At 44.6% G+C, this 21,937-nt stretch carries 18 protein-coding genes and 2 pseudogenes; 15 read left to right on the top strand and 5 right to left on the bottom strand.

From position 1 onward, the window contains the following. From ACEW8S_RS15990 to ACEW8S_RS15980, 3 genes are all read left to right on the top strand, one after another. Positions 1-1,396: ATP-binding protein (locus tag ACEW8S_RS15990; RefSeq protein WP_373519121.1), on the top strand; the 1,396-nt coding region annotated here is incomplete at its 5' end. Positions 1,397-1,418: 22 nt separating this feature from the next. Continuing rightward, the gene (locus tag ACEW8S_RS15985; RefSeq protein ID WP_373519120.1) at positions 1,419-2,090 is read left to right on the top strand and encodes a histidine kinase; all 672 of its coding nucleotides are present in this window, start codon (positions 1,419-1,421) and stop codon (positions 2,088-2,090) included. A gap of 173 nt (positions 2,091-2,263) precedes the next feature. Continuing rightward, on the top strand, positions 2,264-2,917 hold the full coding sequence (locus tag ACEW8S_RS15980; RefSeq protein WP_373519119.1) for a hypothetical protein: 654 nt from the start codon (positions 2,264-2,266) through the stop codon (positions 2,915-2,917). Between the two features lie 150 nt (positions 2,918-3,067). Here ACEW8S_RS15980 and glyA read toward each other — a convergent pair. Then, positions 3,068-4,342 (bottom strand): annotated as a pseudogene (gene glyA / locus ACEW8S_RS15975) (serine hydroxymethyltransferase). Positions 4,343-4,452: 110 nt separating this feature from the next. Here glyA and fahA point away from each other — a divergent pair. After that, a pseudogene (gene fahA, locus ACEW8S_RS15970) lies at positions 4,453-5,559 on the top strand (fumarylacetoacetase). A 99-nt stretch (positions 5,560-5,658) separates the two neighbouring features. Further along, complete coding sequence (locus tag ACEW8S_RS15965; protein ID WP_373519118.1) at positions 5,659-6,849, top strand: hypothetical protein; 1,191 nt, start codon at positions 5,659-5,661, stop codon at positions 6,847-6,849. A gap of 141 nt (positions 6,850-6,990) precedes the next feature. Here the strand turns inward: ACEW8S_RS15965 and ytxJ are convergent, their stop codons facing one another. Further along, positions 6,991-7,386: a bacillithiol system redox-active protein YtxJ gene (gene ytxJ, locus ACEW8S_RS15960; RefSeq protein WP_373519117.1), complete on the bottom strand. Its 396-nt coding sequence runs from the start codon at positions 7,384-7,386 to the stop codon at positions 6,991-6,993. Between the two features lie 209 nt (positions 7,387-7,595). Here ytxJ and clpB point away from each other — a divergent pair, with 209 nt between their 5' ends. Beyond that, the gene (clpB, locus tag ACEW8S_RS15955; protein ID WP_373519116.1) at positions 7,596-10,196 is read left to right on the top strand and encodes an ATP-dependent chaperone ClpB; all 2,601 of its coding nucleotides are present in this window, start codon (positions 7,596-7,598) and stop codon (positions 10,194-10,196) included. Between the two features lie 225 nt (positions 10,197-10,421). After that, positions 10,422-11,018, top strand: a complete 597-nt coding sequence (locus tag ACEW8S_RS15950; protein WP_373519115.1) for a TetR/AcrR family transcriptional regulator — start codon at positions 10,422-10,424, stop codon at positions 11,016-11,018. 105 nt (positions 11,019-11,123) lie between these two features. Here ACEW8S_RS15950 and ACEW8S_RS15945 read toward each other — a convergent pair whose 3' ends face one another. Further along, on the bottom strand, positions 11,124-12,683 hold the full coding sequence (locus tag ACEW8S_RS15945; RefSeq protein ID WP_373519114.1) for a PorP/SprF family type IX secretion system membrane protein: 1,560 nt from the start codon (positions 12,681-12,683) through the stop codon (positions 11,124-11,126). Between the two features lie 100 nt (positions 12,684-12,783). On the opposite strand from ACEW8S_RS15945, the gene ACEW8S_RS15940 reads away from it, so the two are divergent. Next, positions 12,784-13,341, top strand: a complete 558-nt coding sequence (locus tag ACEW8S_RS15940; protein WP_373519113.1) for a phosphoglycerate mutase family protein — start codon at positions 12,784-12,786, stop codon at positions 13,339-13,341. A 148-nt stretch (positions 13,342-13,489) separates the two neighbouring features. Further along, positions 13,490-13,954: an SsrA-binding protein SmpB gene (smpB, locus tag ACEW8S_RS15935; protein ID WP_373519112.1), complete on the top strand. Its 465-nt coding sequence runs from the start codon at positions 13,490-13,492 to the stop codon at positions 13,952-13,954. Here the strand turns inward: smpB and ACEW8S_RS15930 are convergent. Further along, entirely contained in the window at positions 13,951-14,592 is a 642-nt protein-coding gene (locus ACEW8S_RS15930) for a protein-L-isoaspartate(D-aspartate) O-methyltransferase (RefSeq protein ID WP_373519111.1), read from the bottom strand. The two genes, smpB and ACEW8S_RS15930, sit on opposite strands and share 4 nt — an antisense overlap. A 138-nt stretch (positions 14,593-14,730) precedes the next feature. Here ACEW8S_RS15930 and ACEW8S_RS15925 point away from each other — a divergent pair, with 138 nt between their 5' ends. The 6 genes from ACEW8S_RS15925 (at position 14,731) to miaA (ending at position 21,037) form a co-directional block, all read left to right on the top strand. Continuing rightward, positions 14,731-15,696 carry a Gfo/Idh/MocA family protein gene (locus ACEW8S_RS15925; RefSeq protein ID WP_373519110.1) on the top strand — a complete coding sequence of 322 codons (966 nt, stop codon included), beginning with the start codon at positions 14,731-14,733 and terminating at the stop codon, positions 15,694-15,696. Positions 15,697-15,742: 46 nt separating this feature from the next. Continuing rightward, complete coding sequence (locus ACEW8S_RS15920; protein WP_373519109.1) at positions 15,743-16,633, top strand: 3-hydroxyacyl-CoA dehydrogenase family protein; 891 nt, start codon at positions 15,743-15,745, stop codon at positions 16,631-16,633. 110 nt (positions 16,634-16,743) lie between these two features. Continuing rightward, the gene (locus tag ACEW8S_RS15915; protein ID WP_373519108.1) at positions 16,744-17,397 is read left to right on the top strand and encodes a YggS family pyridoxal phosphate-dependent enzyme; all 654 of its coding nucleotides are present in this window, start codon (positions 16,744-16,746) and stop codon (positions 17,395-17,397) included. An 8-nt stretch (positions 17,398-17,405) separates the two neighbouring features. Continuing rightward, positions 17,406-18,773, top strand: a complete 1,368-nt coding sequence (locus ACEW8S_RS15910) for an exonuclease domain-containing protein (RefSeq protein ID WP_373519107.1) — start codon at positions 17,406-17,408, stop codon at positions 18,771-18,773. Between the two features lie 3 nt (positions 18,774-18,776). Further along, positions 18,777-19,625, top strand: a complete 849-nt coding sequence (locus tag ACEW8S_RS15905; protein WP_373519106.1) for an ion transporter — start codon at positions 18,777-18,779, stop codon at positions 19,623-19,625. Beyond that, positions 19,625-21,037, top strand: a complete 1,413-nt coding sequence (miaA, locus tag ACEW8S_RS15900) for a tRNA (adenosine(37)-N6)-dimethylallyltransferase MiaA (protein ID WP_373519105.1) — start codon at positions 19,625-19,627, stop codon at positions 21,035-21,037. The genes ACEW8S_RS15905 and miaA overlap by 1 nt, the downstream gene beginning before the upstream one ends. 230 nt (positions 21,038-21,267) lie before the next feature. Here miaA and ACEW8S_RS15895 read toward each other — a convergent pair. Beyond that, positions 21,268-21,937 (bottom strand): response regulator transcription factor (locus ACEW8S_RS15895; protein ID WP_373519104.1); only part of this gene is annotated, 670 nt, incomplete at its 5' end.

Genomic DNA, 21,937 nt, shown 5'->3' with positions numbered 1-21,937 from the left:
GGGTGACCACGGGTTAGCATTGGCCACGATGAGCAATATTGGGTTCGTATATTTAGAAAAAGGAGATTATGCAAAAGCAATTTCCAATTTTAAAAATGTTTTAAATGAAAACCAACTACGCGACAGAAATCCAAAACTGTTTGCCTTGGCCCTGAACAATCTCGCATACAGTACATTTAAATCGGGGGAAAATAATAATGTTGAATCCAAGTTTCTTACAGCCTTGAAAGTTAGGGATAGTATAAACGATGTTACAGGGCTTTCCCTCAGTCATCACGATCTGGCGGAGTACCATTTTAGCCAAAGTGACACTACGAATGCAATAGACCATGCAAAAAAAGCTTTGCGATATGCGGAGATAGCCGATAATAATGAGCGTGTTTTAAGAACTTTACAGTTATTAACCAGAATAGACCCAAAAAATTCCTCCGCTTACAACCAGCGATACATAGCCCTAAACGACAGCCTACAGGAAGAAGAGCGCCAGGTTCGCAACAAGTTCGCCCGTATTCGTTTCGAGACCGACGAATACATCGCAGAAAACGAAATGTTGGAGAGCGAGAAACAGTTGTGGGCCGGTATCGCCTTTGCCATTTTTTTACTCGGCGCTTCGGCCATCGTGATATTCGACCAACGATCAAAAAATCAAAAACTGCGCTTCCAACAGGAACAGCAGGCGGCCAACCAAGAAATTTTCAACCTGATGCTCTCCCAAAAACAAAAAGAGGAAGAGGGCAAAAAATCCGAACAAAAACGGATTTCCGAAGAACTCCACGACGGCGTACTGGGGAGTATGATGGGTGCCCGAATGGTGCTTACGGGCCTAAACAAGAAAAGTGACAGCGAGGCCGAAATACAGCGTATGAAGGCCATCGATGCCTTACAGAATGTGGAAAAGGAAGTGCGTGAAATTTCGCATGCGTTAAGTCATACGGCCTATCAAAAAATTAATAATTTTATTCTCTCCTTACAGGATTTATTGCACTCGGTCGAACAAACTTCGAATATCGATTGCCATTTAGTGTACGATGAAGAATGGGAATGGGACTCCTTAAATGGGGAAATCAAGATTAACGCCTATCGTATGATACAAGAATCCCTACAAAATTCCGTTAAACATGCGCAATGTAAAAACGTTACGGTTACCTTTGCAGCCGAACTGAATATCTTACAGGTCACCATCGCAGATGATGGAAAAGGTTTTCGAAAAACTAAGGGAAAAAAGGGAATCGGTATGCGCAATATTGCATCACGTATGGAAAAATTGAACGGGGAATGGCGTATCGAGAGTACGCCCGGCAAAGGCACTACCGTAACCTTGGAGATTCCCGTATCCTGTTTCCAAAACCCCACTTCCCAAACTATGGACAACCGAAAGCTTGTACAAGAAGTGTAAAACGAAAATGACGAGATAGACTATGAGCGACTTAGTACGCGTACTTGCCGTCGACGACCACGAAATGATCGTTCTCGGTTACAAATACACCCTTGAGGCCAGTACATTTGAAAATTTTGAGGTGGTCGTGAATATAGCCCCGAGCTTTATGGCGGGCAAGGCTGAAATAGAAAGTTCAGCCAAACGATTGCCGTACGATATTGTTATGTTGGATATTCAAATGTTTCCCGAAAGTGCCCAGGAAGAACGTAGCGGGGAAGATTTAGGACTTTTAGTAAAGAAAATTTCCCCCAGTTCAAAAGTCGTTTTTCTATCCTCCTTCAGCGATAGTTACCGAATCAACAACATCCTAAAAAATGTAAACCCGGACGGCTACATGGTGAAATCGGAGGTGGATCAGAAAACACTGCAAACCATGGTGCGAACGGTTCTTAACAATCCGCCATATTATACCGCCGCCGCTTTACAGGCCATCCGCAGAAAAATGGCCAACGAGGACCAAATCGACGAGCGGGACAAAAAAATACTCTACCAACTCTCCATAGGTACCAAAACCAAGGACATATCATCGATGGTGGCGGCGGCCAGTACTACGGTAGAAAACCGAAAACGACAGCTAAAAATTATGCTCGGTGTGGAAAATGGTAACGATTTCGCCCTTGTCGATGAAGCCAGAAAGCGTGGATTTATCTAATCGCCTATTTTTTTAGTTTTCTTTAAGATATGTAAATTACTGATTTACATCAAATTAAGGTAATGATAGTCGTGAACCAAGAAAAACCCCAATTTTTTCGTGGTTTTTCTTTGTGCAAGAAGTGTAAAGTCAATTTACTTTTGTTTGTCAATTGAACCACTCTAAACACATTTATGCCACTCTATTACGACAGCTTTAAAAACAATCCTCCCGAAGGTTTCAACGGCGATTTAAATATTGAAGGCCTAGAAATTTTTAAAAAAGGTCTGGAAAAGCATTTTTTTTCGGAGGTTACCGTTCGCAACTGCTCTTCGTCGAAAACGTCGGTGCAACTGGCCATAGAGCTAGATTGCAACCTAAGTCTTGTTGAAATGCTTTTTCATTTAAATAAAGGTACTTGGGGTAATTTTCGGCAAGGCAAATCCTCATTTGCTGAATTACTACGTCAATTGGTTACCGAAAATGACGTGCATGTAGATGCGGAAGAGGTTACCCTTTTCTTTAAGGATACGACAATCGTCATCAACAAGATATACGAAAACAGCATTTCGGAACAACTTGAGAATATCTTCAAACATGTTGGTAAGCATTACGTTCATCTGAGCAAAGGCTTAACGGAAACACCTTACGAAATCTATATTCCCGTTTTCGAGGAAAGTACACATGCCAACGACACTTTATTACAGAACATCGAAGCCGGAAACCACAGAAAAAATGATTATTTTAAGTATTGGGGATTGTATTGTGATTCCGAAGAGGATGCGGTTATCTACGACTTGAAAAATTCAAAAATTGAATATGGCGACCTTTTTATGCTTAATCACTAGCGGGGGAAATTAAATCACCCTCCGAATTCTCGGAGCCAAAAGTCCCCGAAAAAGAGGAATTAACATACTTTGACGAACACCTTGAATTAAAAAACCTGTTTGGCGCACCACCAAGCAGGTTTTTTTGATTCATACTGACCATAAACCGTTTCAGAAATTGAACAATGCCCTTCCCTTCATCAGGGTATTTACTTTTTCTTTAACCTTATTAATTACACTATCGTTTTTACAATGCGTCAAAACTTCGTCCACCAAATCGACAATGGTCACCATATCGCCTTCTTTTAGGCCTCTTGTAGTTATGGCCGCCGTTCCAAAACGGATGCCCGAAGTAACAAATGGGGACTTATCATCAAAAGGCACCATATTCTTGTTCGCGGTAATATCGGCCTTGACCAACACTTTTTCTGCATCCTTGCCAGTGATATCCTTATTTCTAAGGTCGATCAGCATCATGTGGTTATCCGTTCCACCGGAAATGATCTGATAGTCTTTGGCAACAAAAGCGGCCGCCATGGCAGCGGCGTTTTTCTTTACCTGAAGCATATATTGCAAAAAGTCATCGGTCAAGGCTTCCCCAAAAGCGATGGCTTTTCCGGCGATAACATGCTCCAAAGGTCCGCCCTGATTTCCGGGAAACACGGCCAGGTCCATCAGATTTGACATTTTCTTCAACGTACCGTTCTTCAATTTTTGACCGAACGGATTGTCGAAATCGGTACCTATCAATATCAGCCCGCCTCGCGGACCCCGTAAGGTTTTATGGGTGGTTGTGGTTACTACATGGCAATGGGGAATCGGATCGTTAAGAATTCCTTAGGCAATCAATCCCGCGGGGTGCGCGATATCCGCTAACAAAAGTGCACCGACGCTATCCGCTATTTCCCGGAAACGCTTAAAATCCATATCCCGGGAATAGGCCGATGCCCCGGCAATGATCATCTTGGGTTTTTCTTTCTCGGCAATCTCTTGAATTTTATCGTAGTCCAATGTACCGGTTTTCTTATCCACCCCATAAAAAATGGGGTTGTACAACCTGCCCGAAAAATTGACGGGAGAGCCGTGGGTCAGGTGTCCGCCATGGGACAGGTCAAAACCTAAAATCGTATCGCCCGGTTGCAGGCAGGCGTGATATACCGACGCATTGGCCTGGGATCCAGAATGCGGTTGTACGTTGGCGTATTCGGCGCCGAATAGCTCCTTGGCGCGATCAATGGCCAGCTGCTCGATTTTATCCACCACCTCGCATCCACCGTAATAGCGCTTACCGGGGTAGCCTTCTGCATATTTGTTGGTCAATACCGATCCAGCGGCTTCCATTACCTGGGGACTGGTAAAATTTTCGGAAGCGATAAGCTCGATCCCGTTGATCTGGCGTTCCTTTTCATCGGCTATAAGTTCAAAAACCCGGGTGTCGCGTGGCATAGATAAAAGTCTGTTAAATGAGTGGTAAAAATACGAATTGCCTATTGCAAATACCCACAAAATAATATTTTTGATACAGAAATTATCAAAAATAAATTAACAATTCTACCATGCCCTTAGCTGCGAACGATCCGAACATAAAAACGTGGCTTCCCGTACCCGAAAATTCCGTTCTGGGTGTTTTTGACACGCGACGATAGTATCACTATCGGCACGCGAATGGACGATGAGGCCATCTATTTGGGGGCCTTGCACCAGTTGGGCTATTTTAAGGACATTCCCCTGACCGAAGATATATTTTTACAGGGTACCCTCAACGATTCCAGCAAAGAGCATGGGATCAACGTGGGCAGTATGTTCCGCGACCCCGATAACGCGCTGTTAACCAACTGGCTGCACCCTCCGGTCGGTTACCATGGGAGGAGCTCAACAATCGTACCCAGCGGCACGCCCATCCGTCGCCCCATGGGACAGACGCTACCGAAGGATGCCGACCGACCCGTTTTCGGCCCTTCAAAACGGGTCGATTTCGAACTCGAAATGGCCTTTATCACCACGGATGCCAATGCCTTGGGCGAACCCATATCGGTCGACGAGGCGGAGGAATATATCTTCGGGATGGTATTGTTCAACGATTGGAGCGCCGGGGACATCCAAAAATGGGAATATGTGCCGTTGGGAACTTTCCTTTCCAAAAGTTTTGCCTTCTCGATTTCGCCCTGGATAGTCACCTTTGATGCCCTCGAACCTTTTCGGGTCGAGTTTCCCAAGCAAGAACCCCGCCCCGTACCCTATTTGCATCAAAAGGGAAGGCACAGTTTCGACATCCATTTAGAGGTAGATTTGACCCCCGATAAGGGCGAATCGACCGGTATCAGTAGATCCAACTTCAAATACATGTACTGGACCATGGCACAACAATTGGCGCAACACACCGTAAACGGCTGTAAAGTCAACAGTGGGGACATGATGGGCAGCGGTACTATTTCAGGTCCGACACCCGATTCATACGGTTCCCTGCTCGAACTGTCGTGGCAGGGTACCAAACCTGTAAAAGTGAACGACGGACTAAGCGGAAATTTATCGAGGATAAAGATACGGTGACCTTGAGAGGCTATTGCGAAAAGAATGGCATCCGTATCGGTTTAGGCGAAGTAACCGCAAAACTACTTCCTGTATTTCCACCTAAGAACAAAAATCTGGGACTCGCTTTTTGACGATTTTATAAGATATTTCAACTTTTAGCGTTAGTATAGAAAGCTATTTTGTCAAGGCTATTTGAAAATACGTCCCTACTAATAGTAAAACCCTGCGTTATGAAGAAATCCCTACTCTACGGGGCCGTAATGGCTGTTCTAATGGCCTGCGGCGGCGTAAAAAAGACCCAAAAGGCCCTGAACTTGGGCGATTATGTTCAAGCTATCAACACTTCCATCGGAAATCTGGCCAAGAATAAATCCAAAAAAGGCAATCAGGCCTACGTACTGATGTTGGAAGAAGCCTTTAAAAAGAACATGGAACGCGAACTGAAACAGATAGCTTTTCTTCAAGAGGATGAAAATCCAGCGCACTACGAGGCCGTCTATCGCAGTTACGTAAACCTGGGTGATATTCAGGAACAGATACGCCCTCTGCTGCCCTTGCGGATATATGATGAAAAAAGGAATGCCCGATTCAAGTTCGAAAACTATCAGGATGACCTGCTAGGCAGCAAGGACGACCTTTCGGACTACCTTTACGAAAATGCATCGGACCTTTTGAAAAACGCAGCAAGTAAGCGGGATTATCGAAAAGCCTACGACGACTTTGCCTATCTGGAAGAGATAGACCCCGGTTTCGACGACACGAAATCAAAAATGGAGGAAGCCTTTGCCAAAGGGCAAGACTACGTACAAGTGAACATGGTCAACAACACCGACCAGATCGTGCCCGCAAAACTACAGGAAGAATTATTGAACTTCAACACCTACGGACTCGATGGGCAGTGGACACAATTCCACGGCAATCCGTTACCGGATATCCGGTATGACTATAACATGGAACTTGCCCTGAAAGAAATCAACGTATCGCCCGAACAAATCAACGAGAAGCAGATCATCAAGGAAAGACAGATCAAAGACGGACACAGGTACGCGGTAGATGCCACCGGCAATGTGGTCAGGGACAGTCTGGGCAACAAGATAAAAATCGAAAGGTTCAAGACCGTAAAGTGTAATTTTTACCAGTTTACACAGTTTAAGTCCGCCCAAGTTGCCGGGGTGGTACGCTTTACCGATTTGGCCACACAGCAACCCTTGGATTCCTATCCCCTATCGAGCGAGTTCGTTTTCGAACATGTCTACGCCAATTACGACGGAGACAAAAGGGCATTGGACAATGACCTGGTAAAACTATTGGGCCTGGCGTCGGTACCCTTCCCCAGTAACGAACAGATGGTCTTCGATGCTGGCGAGGATCTAAAATCGCGATTGAAATCCATATTGATCAGGCAGCGGTTCGACCGATAACGGAAATTGGCGTTTCCCTGGAGACCTGTCAGAATGTTGTTTTCAACGGCAACCTGTTCTCCCTAAAGGAAATTAAGTTTAACCAAGTTGGGCACAATAATAACAAGCAAAAGATCTGGATCGATTGGCTATGACTGCCGTCTAAACAAAGTCCCCCAAATTAATATCGGCTATCCCCCCATGCGAACCATGGGCAATCGTTTCACCGTTCTTGATAATCAACAGCTGTGGGGATTGGTGCAGAAGCTGGAATTTTTGGGAGATTTCGTTGGATATTTCGCGGTAGCGGTGCAGGTCCAAAAAATAGAGGTCCAAACTATCCTCTTTTAAGATAGGATTTTTCTCGAACATGTTCAGCACCATCCGGCTTACGCCGCAGGTGGTGGAATGCTTGAAGACCACTTGCGGCCGGGAAGCGGATTTCCGTTCAATTTCTTCCAACTGCTCCAAAGACGTCAGTGGTATCCATGGTACCTTTTCCCTCGTTTCTTTTCCGTCACTTTTCTTACTTCCAAAGATATTCCCAAAGAGACCCATTGTGAACTTTTAATATTCAGTGCTGACTTGTTCAGCGTTAAAACTAAGTTTTTATTTATGATTGAAATAAGTATTATCAACCATATCGAACTGCCTAATTGTCCTATTCCCGTTGGTTTTAAGCGACATTTTGTCCGTTTCGTGTTTTGGTAGGATTGTTGACCTATCCCTTTCAAAAATAGACAATATATAACGAATATGTATAAGATATGAACCCCAACAACTACACCATAAAATCACAGGAGGCCTTACAGCACGCCCAACAACTTGCGCAAGGTTTGAGCCACCAGCAGATCGAGAACGAACATTTGTTCAAGGCGATTTGGGAAGTGGACGAAAATGTACTTCCGTTCATCCTAAAAAAGCTGAATATCAATGTGAACCTATTGCAGCAAATATTGGATAAGGAGCTACAAAGCTTCCCCAAAGTTTCCGGTGGCGACATCATGCTATCCCGCGAGGCCGGTAAAACGGTAAACGAGGCGAGTATCATCGCCAAAAAAATGGAGGACGAATATGTGTCCATTGAACATTTGCTAGTGGCCATCCTCAAATCAAAAAGCAAGATCGCCCAAATCCTGAAAGATCAGGGTGCCACTGAAAAAGATCTCAAAACAGCGATTTCGGAACTTCGGGGCGGTGGAAAAGTAACTTCCCAAAGTGCAGAAGAAACTTATAATTCTTTAGAAAAATACGCCCAAAACCTGAACCGATTGGCCGATACCGGTAAGTTGGATCCGGTCATAGGACGTGACGAGGAAATACGCCGTATTCTCCAGATATTATCCCGTAGAACAAAGAACAACCCGATGTTGGTCGGTGAACCGGGAACCGGTAAAACTGCGATTGCAGAAGGCTTGGCGCATCGTATCGTTCAAGGTGACGTACCCGAAAACCTAAAGGACAAAATCATTTATTCTTTAGATATGGGTGCATTGATCGCCGGTGCCAAGTATAAAGGGGAATTCGAAGAGCGTCTAAAATCCGTGATCAAGGAGGTTACTTCTTCCGATGGGGATATCGTACTCTTTATCGACGAGATTCATACGCTTGTGGGTGCCGGCGGTGGACAGGGAGCCATGGATGCCGCCAATATTTTGAAACCTGCATTGGCAAGAGGCGATCTCCGCGCCATCGGTGCCACTACGCTGGACGAGTACCAAAAGTACTTTGAAAAAGATAAGGCCTTGGAACGCCGTTTTCAAAAAGTGATCGTACTGGAACCGGATACCGAAAGTGCCATATCCATACTTCGCGGTATCAAGGAAAAATACGAGGCACACCATAAAGTCCGAATTAAAGACGAGGCGGTCATCGCAGCCGTTGAACTATCGCAACGTTATATCACCAACCGCTTTTTACCGGACAAGGCCATCGACCTCATGGATGAAGCCGCCTCAAAATTGCGGATGGAAATCAATTCCAAGCCCGAAGAACTCGACGTTCTCGATCGCAAGATTATGCAATTGGAAATCGAAATCGAAGCCATCAAGCGTGAAGATGATAAGGCCAAATTGAAATCCCTCAATGTAGACCTTGCGAATCTCAAGGAAGACCGTAACGAAATCTTTGCCAAATGGGAAAGCGAGAAATCGGTGGTGGACAACATCCAAAAAACAAAACAGGATATCGAGGAGTTCAAACAGGAAGCCGAACGCGCCGAACGCAACGGGGATTATGGTAAGGTTGCCGAGCTGCGCTACGGAAAAATCAAGGAAGCACAGGAAACCCTTGAAACGCTTCAAAATGAACTACAGGAACAACAAGAAGGAGAAACACTTATCAAAGAGGAGGTTACCAACGAGGATATTGCCGAGGTAGTGGCCAAATGGACGGGCATACCCGTGACCAAAATGTTGCAGAGCGAGCGTGAAAAACTCCTGAAACTAGAAGACGTATTGCGCAAGCGCATTGTGGGACAGGAAGAAGCCATTGAAGCCGTTTCCGATGCCATTCGCAGAAGCCGCGCGGGATTACAGGACGCCAAACGGCCTATTGGATCTTTTCTATTTTTGGGAACCACCGGAGTCGGTAAGACCGAATTGGCAAAAACCTTGGCCGCATATCTATTCGACGACGAGAACGCCTTGACCCGTATCGATATGAGCGAATACCAAGAGCGGCATTCCGTCAGTAGATTGGTGGGAGCACCTCCGGGATACGTCGGCTACGATGAAGGCGGACAATTGACGGAAGCGGTACGACGACGCCCCTACTCCGTTGTCCTGCTCGATGAAATCGAAAAGGCACATCCCGATACCTTTAATGTCTTATTGCAGGTACTGGACGAAGGAAGGTTGACCGATAACAAAGGCCGGGTAGCTGATTTTAAGAATACCATCATCATCATGACCAGCAATATGGGCAGCCATATTATTCAAGAAAAATTCGAGAACAGTAAAGATATTTTTAGTGCCACGGAAGCGGCTCGGGTAGAGGTATTGGATCTACTGCGCAAAACGATCCGTCCCGAATTCCTGAACCGGATCGATGACATCATTATGTTTACGCCTTTAAGCAAAAATGACATTACAAAAATCGTTAAGCTTCAGCTAGACCAGTTGAAGAAAATGATTGCCAAACAGCATATCACCATCGATGCGACCGATGAGGCCATCGGCTACCTGGCGGAGAAAGGTTACGATCCACAGTATGGCGCAAGGCCGATCAAAAGGGTCATCCAGAAAGAAGTTTTAAATAATCTCTCGAAAGCGCTGTTAAGCGGAGGTATTTCTGCGGAAAGCATCGTGCTGATAGACTCCTTTGATGATGGCTTGGTCTTCCGGAATCAGGATGAACTTGTGGAGTAAAATATTAGATTTGAGATTTGGGATTTTAGACGCTGGACATCTATAAAACGCTATTCGTTAAACGTATATCGCTTTCCGCCCCATAGGGTGTGGAAGCGATAAACGTTGTTTAAATACTCTCTTTTTTGCACTTGAACTTGAACCCGAACTTGCGCATGAACTTTTTTCGCCAATATATACCATACAGTATATAGATTTTTTATCTTCGTAAAAAATACTATCCTCATGTCCACCAAAGCCGAAAAAACCACTGCCTTCATTATAGAGACCGTTGCGCCCTTGTTCAACAAACAAGGCTATATCGGAACGAGCATGAGCGACCTGACCGATGCAACGGGACTCACCAAAGGCGCCATCTATGGAAATTTTGAGAATAAAGAGGCCTTGGCCCTATCGGCATACGAGTACAACAGCAAACGTCTGTTGGCGAAGATAGATGACGTCTTGGCTGCCGAAGGGAATGCGCTGGACAAAGTCTTTGCCTTGACGGATTTTTATAGAAGCTATGACGTTTTTACCCAGGATATGGGTGGATGTCCCATATTGAATACCGGGGTCGACGCACAGGGCAACAACCGATTGCTCTCCGCCGCCAATCGGGAGGCTTTAAAAGAAATTGAGGGCAAAATCGCTTTGGTACTTGAAAATGGGGTAAATAAAAAAGAACTCAAAATACCGGTAACGCCTTTACAGTTCGCCAAACAAATGTTTACTATCATCCAAGGCGCCGTGGCCATGTCAACCATGACCCGTGACCGGAAATACCTGATCAATACGATAACTTATTTGGATGTGCTGATCAAAAGAGAGCTTAAAAAGTAATTTCGAAATGGAACTATCAGGTTTCCTTCTTTTGAAATCCTATCCTTGGTAAAATGCCTAAAGTCTTAAATAGACCAAAACCGACAGGTCCGAAATAGTATTGTCCTACTCGGCCACTACCCTAAAAATCCAAGTACTACCGGAGTATTTTCCATTAAATTTAGTATCCCTTGCCGTTCTCGCTTCTTGCATTGCCCCATAGCGCTGCAGATAGACATAGTGATAACCATTTTTACTTCTTTGGAAGGATTTTGGCTGCATACCTTTCTTTTTCAGATCGGCCACAAAGGCTTCGAAATATTTTTGGGTGCCGAATACATTGGCAATCAAATAGAAGCCGGGTTCGAGTCCGTCCTCGGTATGAACTTCTTCATATTTTTCACCTGCTTCAGGCGTGACCACGGGCTCCTTTTCCAGAACTTCCGCTTTCTTGGCGGCTTGTATGGCAGCTGCACGGGCCTGGGCCATGGAATCTATCATATGCTGTTGTTCTTTCTTTAAAGCTGCCTCTTCGACCTGTTTGGCCTTGTTGCTGGCGTCCATTTTACGGGCTTGCTCCATTCTTTCCGCCTCGGCCCGGGCTTCTTCCGCCTCCTTCTTTTCTTGCTCCAGCCGCTCATCCGCAATGACGGATTCTTCTATTTCAAGTGTTTCGTCTATGGCATCTTGATCGGATTCTTCATTTTTCTGTTTTTCCTCTATCTCCTCAAGCGGGTTTTTATCATCCCTGTCGATATCATGACCGACCATTTTATGGCGCTCATTGGGCGTACCCAAGAAATAGGAGGCCATTAGTTCAAATGAGGTTTCCTTTTGTATAGATGCACCCGTACCTATTTCCATCAAGGCACCTAGGGTCACACGCTTGAAAAAAGTATAGCCTCCTCCAAGGGCATATCCATAGAAATTATTGTACCCTACTTGTCCGTAATATCCATCCGTGTTCAAAAGGGTATAGAATCCGACTTGGTTCGACTGTCCGGGTATGGTCCTGAGGTACATCGAAGGCCTCAAAAAAGCGTTAGTGGCAGTCCCTAGGGAAACGGGGAAGTCGTAGGACAATAGCGACATGAAAATCTTATCCGATTTAGCCGTATTCCCTTCCTTGGCCTTAAAATTGTAGTCCAATAAATTTTCGGACGCCAGGCTTAACGTGAGCCGCTCGATTTCCAAGCTTATACCCGGTGCCATTTGTAAGATAAAATCATTGGTCTCAGCAGGAAGCGGCAGGGGTAAATTGGGATCTACCTGAAACCGGTCATCGGCCACTTTTTGTACGAAACCGAAAAGGTTCGCGCCCACGGCCAACTTCACCCTTGAGTTCAATTCGAAGGTGTAGGCGTAGTTCAACGCGGCACCCGTATTAAAGAAAATGCCTGTATTGTGCTGAAAAAATCCCGCACCCGCAGCCGATCGGTCGTTGAGGGATCTCGTATAGTTCAGAAACAAGGTAGACGGATCCGCGTCGATACCCTGCCACTGCCACCGCGCCCAAAAGGCAACGGATTCCGGATTGTTTCGGCCCATTGAAAAAGCGGGATTGAACAAACTGGCATTGTAAGTGGTAAGGTTGTGCTGACGCAGATCGGCGGGCAAACGCTCTTGTTGACCGCGTACGGCCGTAAAAATAAAAACGAGAAATAACGTAAATAGAGGTCGGTTCATTGGGATACAAAAAAACAAAAACAAGTAGTCTTACATACTTTTTTTGTCTAAATTTAGTTAACATTTATGCAAGAGTTTTCAACCAAACCCATCGCCTACTATGCAACGCTACATATTGTATATTATTATCGTTCAACTGCTATTATTCTCGACAAGCTGTAAGGATGACCCTAAAATTACGGAGGATTTTAGCACGGAAAGCGTAATCTCGACCTTCTATTTTATCCGCCATGCCGAGAAAGATCGATCAAATCCGGAGGATATCGACCCTGAACTCGACCAGAAAGGATTGGGCAGGGCCATGCACTGGGCAGAAATTCTGGGAGACGTTGCTATACATGCCGTATACACCACAGATTTCGAACGCACTGCAATGACCGCAGCACCGACTTCCGTAAAAAACGATATTACCCTACAATATTATGACCCCGAAACTATAAACCTAGAACAGTTCAAGGCCGATAACCTGGGTAAAAACGTCTTGGTCGTCGGTCACAGCAATACCACTGCCAACCTAGTCAATAAAATAGTTGGAAAAGATGCTTACACTGCCATGGATGATAGCGACAATGGCAGTCTTTTTATCGTACAGATGGTAAACGAACATGTGACTTCACAACGTTTACATTTCGATTGTAACTGCCCCAAAGAGAGATAGACGCTTACACGAACATCGCGAAATTCTTTACCCCGGCACAATTCGTTCGAATTACGTCTGTATAACTCTGTCCGCTGTTTTGATGATGGCTACAGGTAAATCCGTAGTATTATTCACCAAATTCCAATACAAGCCTTATTTTTGCAGGATGGTCAAGAAGAACATCAACATAAAGAACAAGAAGGCGAAATTCGAATATGAGCTGCTGGATACCTACGTCGCCGGTATCGTTTTGGCCGGTACGGAAATAAAATCCATTCGTGAGGGCAAGGCCTCCATTACACAAAGTTTCTGTGAGTTCAATGATAAGGGCGAGCTGTTCGCCATCAATATGCAGGTGGACGAATATTCGCATGCTTCGCACTTTAACCATCGGCCCAAAGCGGAACGTAAACTATTGATGCAGCGCCGTGAACTCAAAAAGTTGAGAAAGGATGTGACCACTTCCGGACTTACCATAGTACCCCTGAACCTTTTTATAAACGACCGCGGTTTGGCAAAAGTCCGTATCGCGCTGGCCAAAGGTAAAAAGCTCTACGATAAAAGGGAAACGATAAAAGACAGGGACAGCAAGCGGAACCTTGCGCGGGTCAAGAAAAGTTTTAATGCTTAATTTTTATCCGCCAAAAGCGGTACGAACCGAAAAGAACCGTACTCCTTTTTCTCGAATTCCTTTTGCGATTTTCTGATATATAAGGTCATTATCTGGTCGTCGGCACCTATGGGAATGACCAATCGGCCGCCGACTTTTAACTGGGACATCAGGGCCCTGGGTACTTCTGGTGCACCGGCGGTGACGACGATACCATCGAAAGGTGCCTCTTCGGGGAGGCCTTTATACCCATCCCCAAAAATCCTCTTTTTGGGTCGATAGCCCAATTTGGAGAAAAAAATTTTTGTTTTTTTAAAGAGTTCCAGTTGTCTCTCGATGGTATAGACCTTGGCTTTCAGCTGTAGGAGTACGGCGGTCTGATAGCCACTTCCGGTACCGATTTCCAGAATTTTTTGTCCGGGTTTCACGGCTAACAACTGGGTCTGAAAAGCAACCGTGTAGGGTTGGGAAATGGTCTGGTCCGCGGCAATCGGAAAAGCCTTGTCCTGGTACGCATGCCCCTCGAAACTACTATCCATGAACAAGTGCCGGGGAATGCAGCGGATGGCATCGAGCGTATTTTTGTCGGAAATGCCCTTTTTGATTAGGGTATCGGCCAATTTGTTGCGCATTCCGCGGTGTTTGAGAGTATCCTTCAAGGGTCTGGTTTTGGAGGTACGAAGTTAGTCCGTAAAACTCCAATTCCCAAATTTATCACAATATCACTTTGGTCGAATTCTTAACCCATAAACTCCCTTTCTGACAAACTATCCTTATTTTTGGGCAAATGATAATTTATGCTCAAAGTTGGAGTAATGGGCGCTGGCCATTTAGGTAAAATTCACCTGCGCTTGCTCGATACCTCAGAAAAATTCAACCTGATCGGCTTTTTTGATGCGGATGCCGAACATGGACAAAATGTGGCCCAGGAGTTCGGTTATACTTTTTTTGCTGCCATGGATGAATTGATCGATGCGGTCGACGTCATCGATATCGTCACCCCTACCCTATCCCATTTTGATGGTGCCAAAAAGGCCATGGAAAAAGGAAAGCATATTTTTATCGAAAAACCGATCACGACAACCTACGAGGAAGCAAAACAATTGCTTGAACTCGAAAAAAAACACGGTGTTAAGGGACAAGTCGGACATGTGGAGCGGTTCAATCCCGCTTTTTCGGCCGTAAAGCACCAAATTCACAATCCGATGTTCATCGAGGCCCATCGCTTGGCGGAATTTAACCCTCGTGGTACGGATGTTCCCGTGGTGCTCGATTTGATGATCCATGATATCGATGCCATTTTAAGCGTTGTCGATTCCGAGGTGAAGCAGATCAATGCCAGCGGTGTTTCTGTCATCAGCAATTCCCCCGATATCGCCAACGCGCGTATCGAGTTCGAAAATGGATGCGTGGCGAATCTGACAGCGAGCCGCATTTCTTTGAAGAATATGCGTAAATCCCGTTTTTTTCAAAAGGACGCCTATATCTCCGTAGATTTTCTGGAAAAAAAGGTAGAAGTGGTCAAAATGAAGGATGCCCCGGAAAAGGAAGGGGATTTCAATATGATACTCCAAAATGCGGAAGGCGTAAAAAAACAGATCTATTTCGAGAATCCCGAAGTCCAGACCACCAACGCTATTCTCGACGAGCTGGAGACTTTTGCAGATGCCATCAACAACGATACTGTTCCCGTGGTCTCGTTAACACAGGGCACTCAGGCTTTGAAAGTAGCTCTAGAGGTTATTGAGGCTTTTGGAAAATAAGTGGGTAGTTGCAGTAATTTTTTTTGAAATTATTAACTTTGTCAGAATGAAAAGGATTGCTATAATTGGCGCCGGTACGATGGGCAATGGAATAGCACACGTTTTCGCCCAAAACGGATACAACGTACATCTTATCGATGTTTCGCAGAAAGCCTTAAATAAAGGTCTTGCGACCATATCGAGTAATCTGGACCGTATGGTCGCCAAGGAAAAAATCGATAAATCGTTAAAGTCCGCCACGCTGGATAATATTTCTATTTACACCTCCCTTTCCGAGGGTGTTGCGGATACCGATCTGGTCATCGAGGCGGCATCCGAAAATTTGGAGGTAAAACTGAAGATTTTTGAGGAGCTGGATGATCTATGCGCCGAAAACACCATTCTGGCCACGAACACCTCCTCCATTTCCATCACCCAAATTGCAGCGGCGACCCAAAGACCGGACAAGGTAATCGGTATGCATTTTATGAATCCCGTGCCCATCATGCAACTGGTAGAGGTTATTCGTGGATACAGTACTTCCGACGAAACGACAAGCACCGTTATGGAAGTATCCCAAAAACTGGGAAAGACCCCAACGGAGGTCAACGACTATCCCGGTTTTGTTGCCAACCGTATTTTAATGCCCATGATCAACGAGGCTATTGAATCTTTGTACCACGGTGTAGCAGGAGTTTCCGAAATCGATACCGTTATGAAATTGGGCATGGCGCATCCTATGGGTCCGCTGCAACTGGCGGATTTTATCGGACTGGATGTTTGCCTATCCATCTTGAACGTGATGTACGAGGGACTCAAAAATCCCAAATATGCCCCCTGTCCCCTACTCGTCAACATGGTAACCGCCGGAAAATTGGGCGTCAAATCCGGAGAAGGTTTTTATGATTATTCCGAATCCAAAAAAGCTGAGAAAGTTAGTAGTAGGCAGCTGCGGTAGTCAAAAGTCAGGAGTTGAAACTAGAAAACCGAACCTTTTATAAACTTATAAATTATTTAGTCCATAAGTTAAGAATACCATCATCCTCAAATCCCAATTCAAACAAGCATATGTCGATAAAGGAAAATCTCGAAAAAATTAAAAGAAATCTCCCTGAACACGTGACACTGGTCGCCGTATCCAAAACAAAACCGGAAGGCGAACTACAGGAAGCCTATGATGCGGGACAACGTATATTCGGCGAAAATAAAGTGCAAGAAATGGTAGATAAATGGGAAAATCTGCCAAACGATATCGAATGGCACATGATCGGCCATGTACAACGCAACAAAGTGAAATATATGATCGACTTCGTAGCCCTTATTCACGGTGTAGATAGTTTTCGATTGTTGAAGGAAGTCAATAAAAGGGCCAAAAAAGCCGATAGAACCGTCGATTGCCTCCTTCAGATCCATATCGCGGAGGAAGATACCAAGTTTGGTCTGGATAAGAAGGAGATGTATGAGCTTGTTGCATCCGATGAATTCCAAAATTTTAAGAATGTCAATATAACAGGCCTTATGGGCATGGCCACGTTTACCGACGACGATAATCAGGTTCGTAGGGAATTCAAACAATTGAAATCCCTTTTTGACGAGCTGAAATCCGAACTTCCCAAAATAAACACCCTGTCCATGGGCATGAGCGGGGACTATAAAATTGCCATCGAAGAAGGTAGCACAATGGTACGCATAGGAAGTAGTATCTTTGGGGCTAGAAATTAAAGAATTACATGTACGCCATACTCGATATAGAGACCACGGGAGGAAAATACAACGAAGAGGGCATCACCGAAATCGCCATTCATAAGTTCGATGGCCATCAAGTGGTGGACCAATTCATCAGTCTAGTGAATCCTGAAAAGGAAATCCAGCCTTTTGTAGTCAAGCTTACCGGAATCAACAACAAAATGTTACGAACCGCTCCCAAATTCCACGAAGTGGCCAAACGTATCGTCGAGATTACCCAAGATGCAGTGCTGGTAGCCCACAACGCCCAATTCGACTATAGAATTTTACGTACGGAATTCCGTCGGCTCGGCTATAATTTCGAACGGAAGACGTTGTGTACGGTTGACCTTTCCAAACAACTGATTCCCGAAGCGGAATCGCACAGTCTGGGAAAATTGGTACGCTCCCTTGGTATTGCGGTCAGCGACCGTCACCGAGCCAACGGAGATGCCTTGGCTACCCTGAAACTATTTAAAGTATTACTTACAAAAGATTCGGATAAGACCATTGTCAAGCATGTAATACGAAAAGAGGCGCATGGCGAGCTATCGGATCGACAATTGGATATTGTGGAATCGATACCTTCGGAGACCGGAGTCTATTACATGCACGACAAAGACGGCGAAATCATATTTTTGGGGAAGAGCAGCAATATGAAAAAGCGGGTAAACCAACATTTTACCAAAAACGGCGCCAAGGGTCGACAATTGCAAAAAGCAACCAAAAAAGTATCTTACGAAATAACCGGTAGCGAACTTGTGGCCCTTCTGAAGGAAAACGAGGAACTGGTGCGGAACCGACCCAAGTTCAATCAAAAATCCCCAACCGTAAATTTTTCTCACGGCGTATGTGCACGCACCGATGAAAATGGCTATCGGATACTACAGGCGAAAAAACTAAAGGATAAAAATTGCAGTTTCGCTACCTTCAACAGTATGGTGGCCGCCCAGAACTTTATCCGTAAATTGACCTTTGAATTCAGATTATGTGATAAACTGAACGGTATCTCCGCGGCCAAAAAGAATTGTTCCAACTACAATTCCGACGCTTGTGATGGTGCCTGCATTCAAAAGGAAGGTCCTGAACCATACAATCAAAAAGTCTCCGAAGCGATAGCGAAATATTCCCTGTGCGACAAAAATATAATTATTGTCGACAAAGGGCGCGATATTGGCGAACACAGTGCCATACTTATTAAAAACGGTCATTTTAAGGGTTTGGGGTTTTACGACTTGAACCATCAGATCAATACCATGCCGATTTTAGAAACCATTATCGTTCCGATGGCCGGAAACGACAATACCGAACACATTATTGAAACCTATCTCAGAAAGAGAAGGGTTTCGAAAATTTTGCAATTAAGCACTTAAATTTTGGCAAGCACCAAATCGGAAAAGGGCTGGAAAAGTAGAGTCCACGAAATTATTTATGAGGCCGATACCCCTATGGGTAAGTGGTTCGATATTCTACTGTTCATTCTTATAATTATCAGCGTTCTGCTGGTCATGCTCGAAAGTGTCAAATGGATCGATGCCACGTACCATCGTATTCTTTTGGTATTGGAATGGATTATCACCATTTTGTTTACCATTGAATACATTGCCCGTATTGCCACCATCAAAAAACCGTGGACATATATATTCAGTTTTTACGGTATTATCGATTTTCTTTCCACCATACCCCTTTATCTTTCGTATATCTTTGCCGGTTCGCAGGCGCTTTTAACCCTTAGGGCTTTCCGTTTGCTCAGGGTCTTTCGGATTTTAAAACTGGTACGTTTTCTAGGGGAGGCCTCCCTACTCAGAAACGCCTTAAAAGCCAGTAGGGCGAAAATTACCGTCTTTCTATTTGCCGTTTTTATAGTATCGGTAATACTGGGTACGGTTATGTTTCTGGTTGAAGGCGAAGAAGCCGGCTTTACCAGTATTCCTACCAGCGTCTACTGGACCATTGTAACCTTGACCACCGTAGGTTATGGCGATATCGCACCTATTACGCCACAGGGCCAGCTCATCGCCACGGTCATTATGCTGCTCGGTTATGGTATCATCGCCGTGCCTACGGGTATAGTTACCGTCGAAATGGGCAAACAGGCCAACGTAAAAAAGGACTCCGGTAACGAACATTTTGTACACGTCAATACCCAGGCGTGTACCACCTGCTCAAAAGAAGGCCATCGAGACGATGCCAAACACTGTTATAACTGTGGAAGTGAATTGTAATGGAAAAAACGCTGCTATCTGTCGTTGGTCCCACCGCAATCGGAAAGACAGCAATGGCCATTTCCCTCGCCGGATATTTTGATACGGAAATTATTTCTTCGGATTCCAGACAGTTTTATAAGGAAATGCATATCGGTACCGCGGTGCCGTCTGCAGAAGAACTGGCAATGGCAAAGCACCATTTTATTCAGCACAAGCGTATTTTGGGTGCTTATTCTGTAGGGGATTTTGAAAGGGATGCGCTTCAATTGCTGGAAAAACTTTTTGGGGAAAAGGATGTAGTCGTAATGGTCGGTGGCAGTGGTCTATATAACGATGCCGTAACTAAGGGATTGGATAAATTTCCCAAAATCGATCCGGATATCCGGAAGCATTTGAACAAGGTGTATTCGGAAAATGGCATCCAAAACCTTCAAGAGCAATTAAAATCAGAAGACCCCTTCTATTATGACAAAGTGGATATAGAAAATCCCCATCGTCTGATACGTGCCCTGGAGGTCTGTTTCGGCACGGGAAAGCCCTACTCCTCTTTTCTGGAGAAGGCAAAAAAATCACGGCCTTTCAGAACGATAACCATCGGTTTAAAAGCGGATAGGCAACTCGTCTATGATCGCATCGACACAAGAGTAGATGACATGATTGCCCAAGGCCTAGTGTCGGAAGCCCAAAAATTAAAAAAATTCCAAAATTTAAATGCTCTTCAAACGGTAGGCTACCAAGAGCTTTTTAACCATTTTGAGGGAAATTGGACTTTGGATTTTGCCATTTCGGAAATAAAAAAGAATACCCGAAGGTTCGCCAAGCGCCAGATGACCTGGTTCAGGAAAAATAAGGATACCATTTGGGTTCCTCATGACATCGGGACAGATGCTCTTGTTTCAGCGGTAGAAAATAAATTTTTTACAATGGAAAAAAACAAACACATATTCTTCGTCATGGGAGTTTCGGGTTCCGGAAAGACCACTATCGGAAAGCTACTGGCCAAAAAACTCGGAATTGCATTTTTTGACGGCGACAGCTATCATCCCGAAGCCAATGTTCAAAAAATGGCCCAGGGACATCCATTGAACGACGATGATCGCAAAGGCTGGCTTGAACGGCTGAACGAACTGGCGCAGGAACATGAGAACCAAGGTGCGGTTATTGCATGCTCCGCTTTAAAAGGCAAGTACCGAAAGCTGCTACGGCAAGGGATAGAAAAAATTGATTTTGTGTATCTTGAGGGTTCATTTGATTTGATATCCAAGCGATTGACCGATCGAAAAGGACATTTTATGCCACCGGAGCTGTTGCGTTCACAGTTTGAAGCTTTAGAAATTCCTAATCATGCGATTTCGGTATCCATAGATGCTACACCTTCGGAAATAGTTTCCGATATTATGGTGCAGTTGAAGCCCAACCAAAACGGCTAAAGCCATGCTTACCATCTCTAATCTCGTTCAAATTCTAAAAAACGTATTCTGCGAACCAAAAAAGGGACGTGGCTCAATACGCTTGAAACCTTCCCGAAATTTGAATATTTGAGAACCCATCTCGTATAGGGTTCAGAGAAGGGACCAAAAAAAAGCCGTCTCGTTTGATTCTGAGAAGGCTTCCTAATTTTTTTTAAAAATGTATCCCTAAGATTTACGGGGAAAGAACTCTATTTCTGCTCTTCCTTTACCACCAAACGAAATCCTTCGCCATGAATATTCAGGATTTCGACGTCGTCGTCAATCTTTAAATATTTTCGAAGCTTGGCGATATATACGTCCATACTCCTCGAGGTGAAATAATTATCGTCGCGCCAAATTTTAGTCAACGCGAGTTCCCTCGGCATCAAATCGTTTTCATGAAGGGCCAGCAAACGCAAGAGTTCGTTTTCTTTCGGTGAAAGCTTAATGGCTTCCTCATCCTTATATTTGAGGAAACGCAATTTGGAGTTCAAATGAAAGTTACCCAATTCGAACTCAAACTTTTTACTTTCGGACAATGAGTTAGATGATTTTCTTTGAAGTATCGCCCTAATCTTCATCAGCAATACTTCGGAATCGAAAGGCTTGTTCAAGTAATCGTCAGCACCTGCCTTGTACCCTTTGAGAACATCTTCTTTCATGGTCTTGGCGGTAAGAAATACGATAGGTATATGTTCGTTTTTTTCACGAATTTCCTTGGCCAAGGTAAAGCCGTCCTTATAGGGCATCATAACATCTAAAATACAGATGTCGAAATTATCCTTTTTAAATTTTTCAAACCCCTCCATTCCGTTTTTTGCCAAGGTAACGTCAAAATCGTTCATTGACAGGTAATCTTTGAGCACTATCCCAAAATTG

This window comes from Pricia sp. (genome assembly GCF_041745955.1).
GTDB lineage: Bacteria > Bacteroidota > Bacteroidia > Flavobacteriales > Flavobacteriaceae > Pricia.
Note: the sequence above shows the minus strand (reverse complement) of the source record. Positions and strands in the feature narration are given on the sequence as shown.

Bases quoted from the DNA above. Each gene is read 5' to 3' on its own strand.
- clpB (WP_373519116.1), top strand. From the start codon at position 7,596: ATGAACCCCAACAACTACACCATAAAATCACAGGAGGCCTTACAGCAC.
- ACEW8S_RS15950 (WP_373519115.1), top strand. From the start codon at position 10,422: ATGTCCACCAAAGCCGAAAAAACCACTGCCTTCATTATAGAGACCGTT.
- ACEW8S_RS15915 (WP_373519108.1), top strand. From the start codon at position 16,744: ATGTCGATAAAGGAAAATCTCGAAAAAATTAAAAGAAATCTCCCTGAA.
- smpB (WP_373519112.1), top strand. From the start codon at position 13,490: ATGGTCAAGAAGAACATCAACATAAAGAACAAGAAGGCGAAATTCGAA.
- ACEW8S_RS15940 (WP_373519113.1), top strand. From the start codon at position 12,784: ATGCAACGCTACATATTGTATATTATTATCGTTCAACTGCTATTATTC.
- ACEW8S_RS15945 (WP_373519114.1), bottom strand. From the start codon at position 12,683: ATGAACCGACCTCTATTTACGTTATTTCTCGTTTTTATTTTTACGGCC.
- miaA (WP_373519105.1), top strand. From the start codon at position 19,625: ATGGAAAAAACGCTGCTATCTGTCGTTGGTCCCACCGCAATCGGAAAG.
- ACEW8S_RS15920 (WP_373519109.1), top strand. From the start codon at position 15,743: ATGAAAAGGATTGCTATAATTGGCGCCGGTACGATGGGCAATGGAATA.
- ACEW8S_RS15980 (WP_373519119.1), top strand. From the start codon at position 2,264: ATGCCACTCTATTACGACAGCTTTAAAAACAATCCTCCCGAAGGTTTC.
- ACEW8S_RS15965 (WP_373519118.1), top strand. From the start codon at position 5,659: ATGAAGAAATCCCTACTCTACGGGGCCGTAATGGCTGTTCTAATGGCC.
- ACEW8S_RS15985 (WP_373519120.1), top strand. From the start codon at position 1,419: ATGAGCGACTTAGTACGCGTACTTGCCGTCGACGACCACGAAATGATC.
- ACEW8S_RS15910 (WP_373519107.1), top strand. From the start codon at position 17,406: ATGTACGCCATACTCGATATAGAGACCACGGGAGGAAAATACAACGAA.
- ytxJ (WP_373519117.1), bottom strand. From the start codon at position 7,386: ATGGGTCTCTTTGGGAATATCTTTGGAAGTAAGAAAAGTGACGGAAAA.
- ACEW8S_RS15925 (WP_373519110.1), top strand. From the start codon at position 14,731: ATGCTCAAAGTTGGAGTAATGGGCGCTGGCCATTTAGGTAAAATTCAC.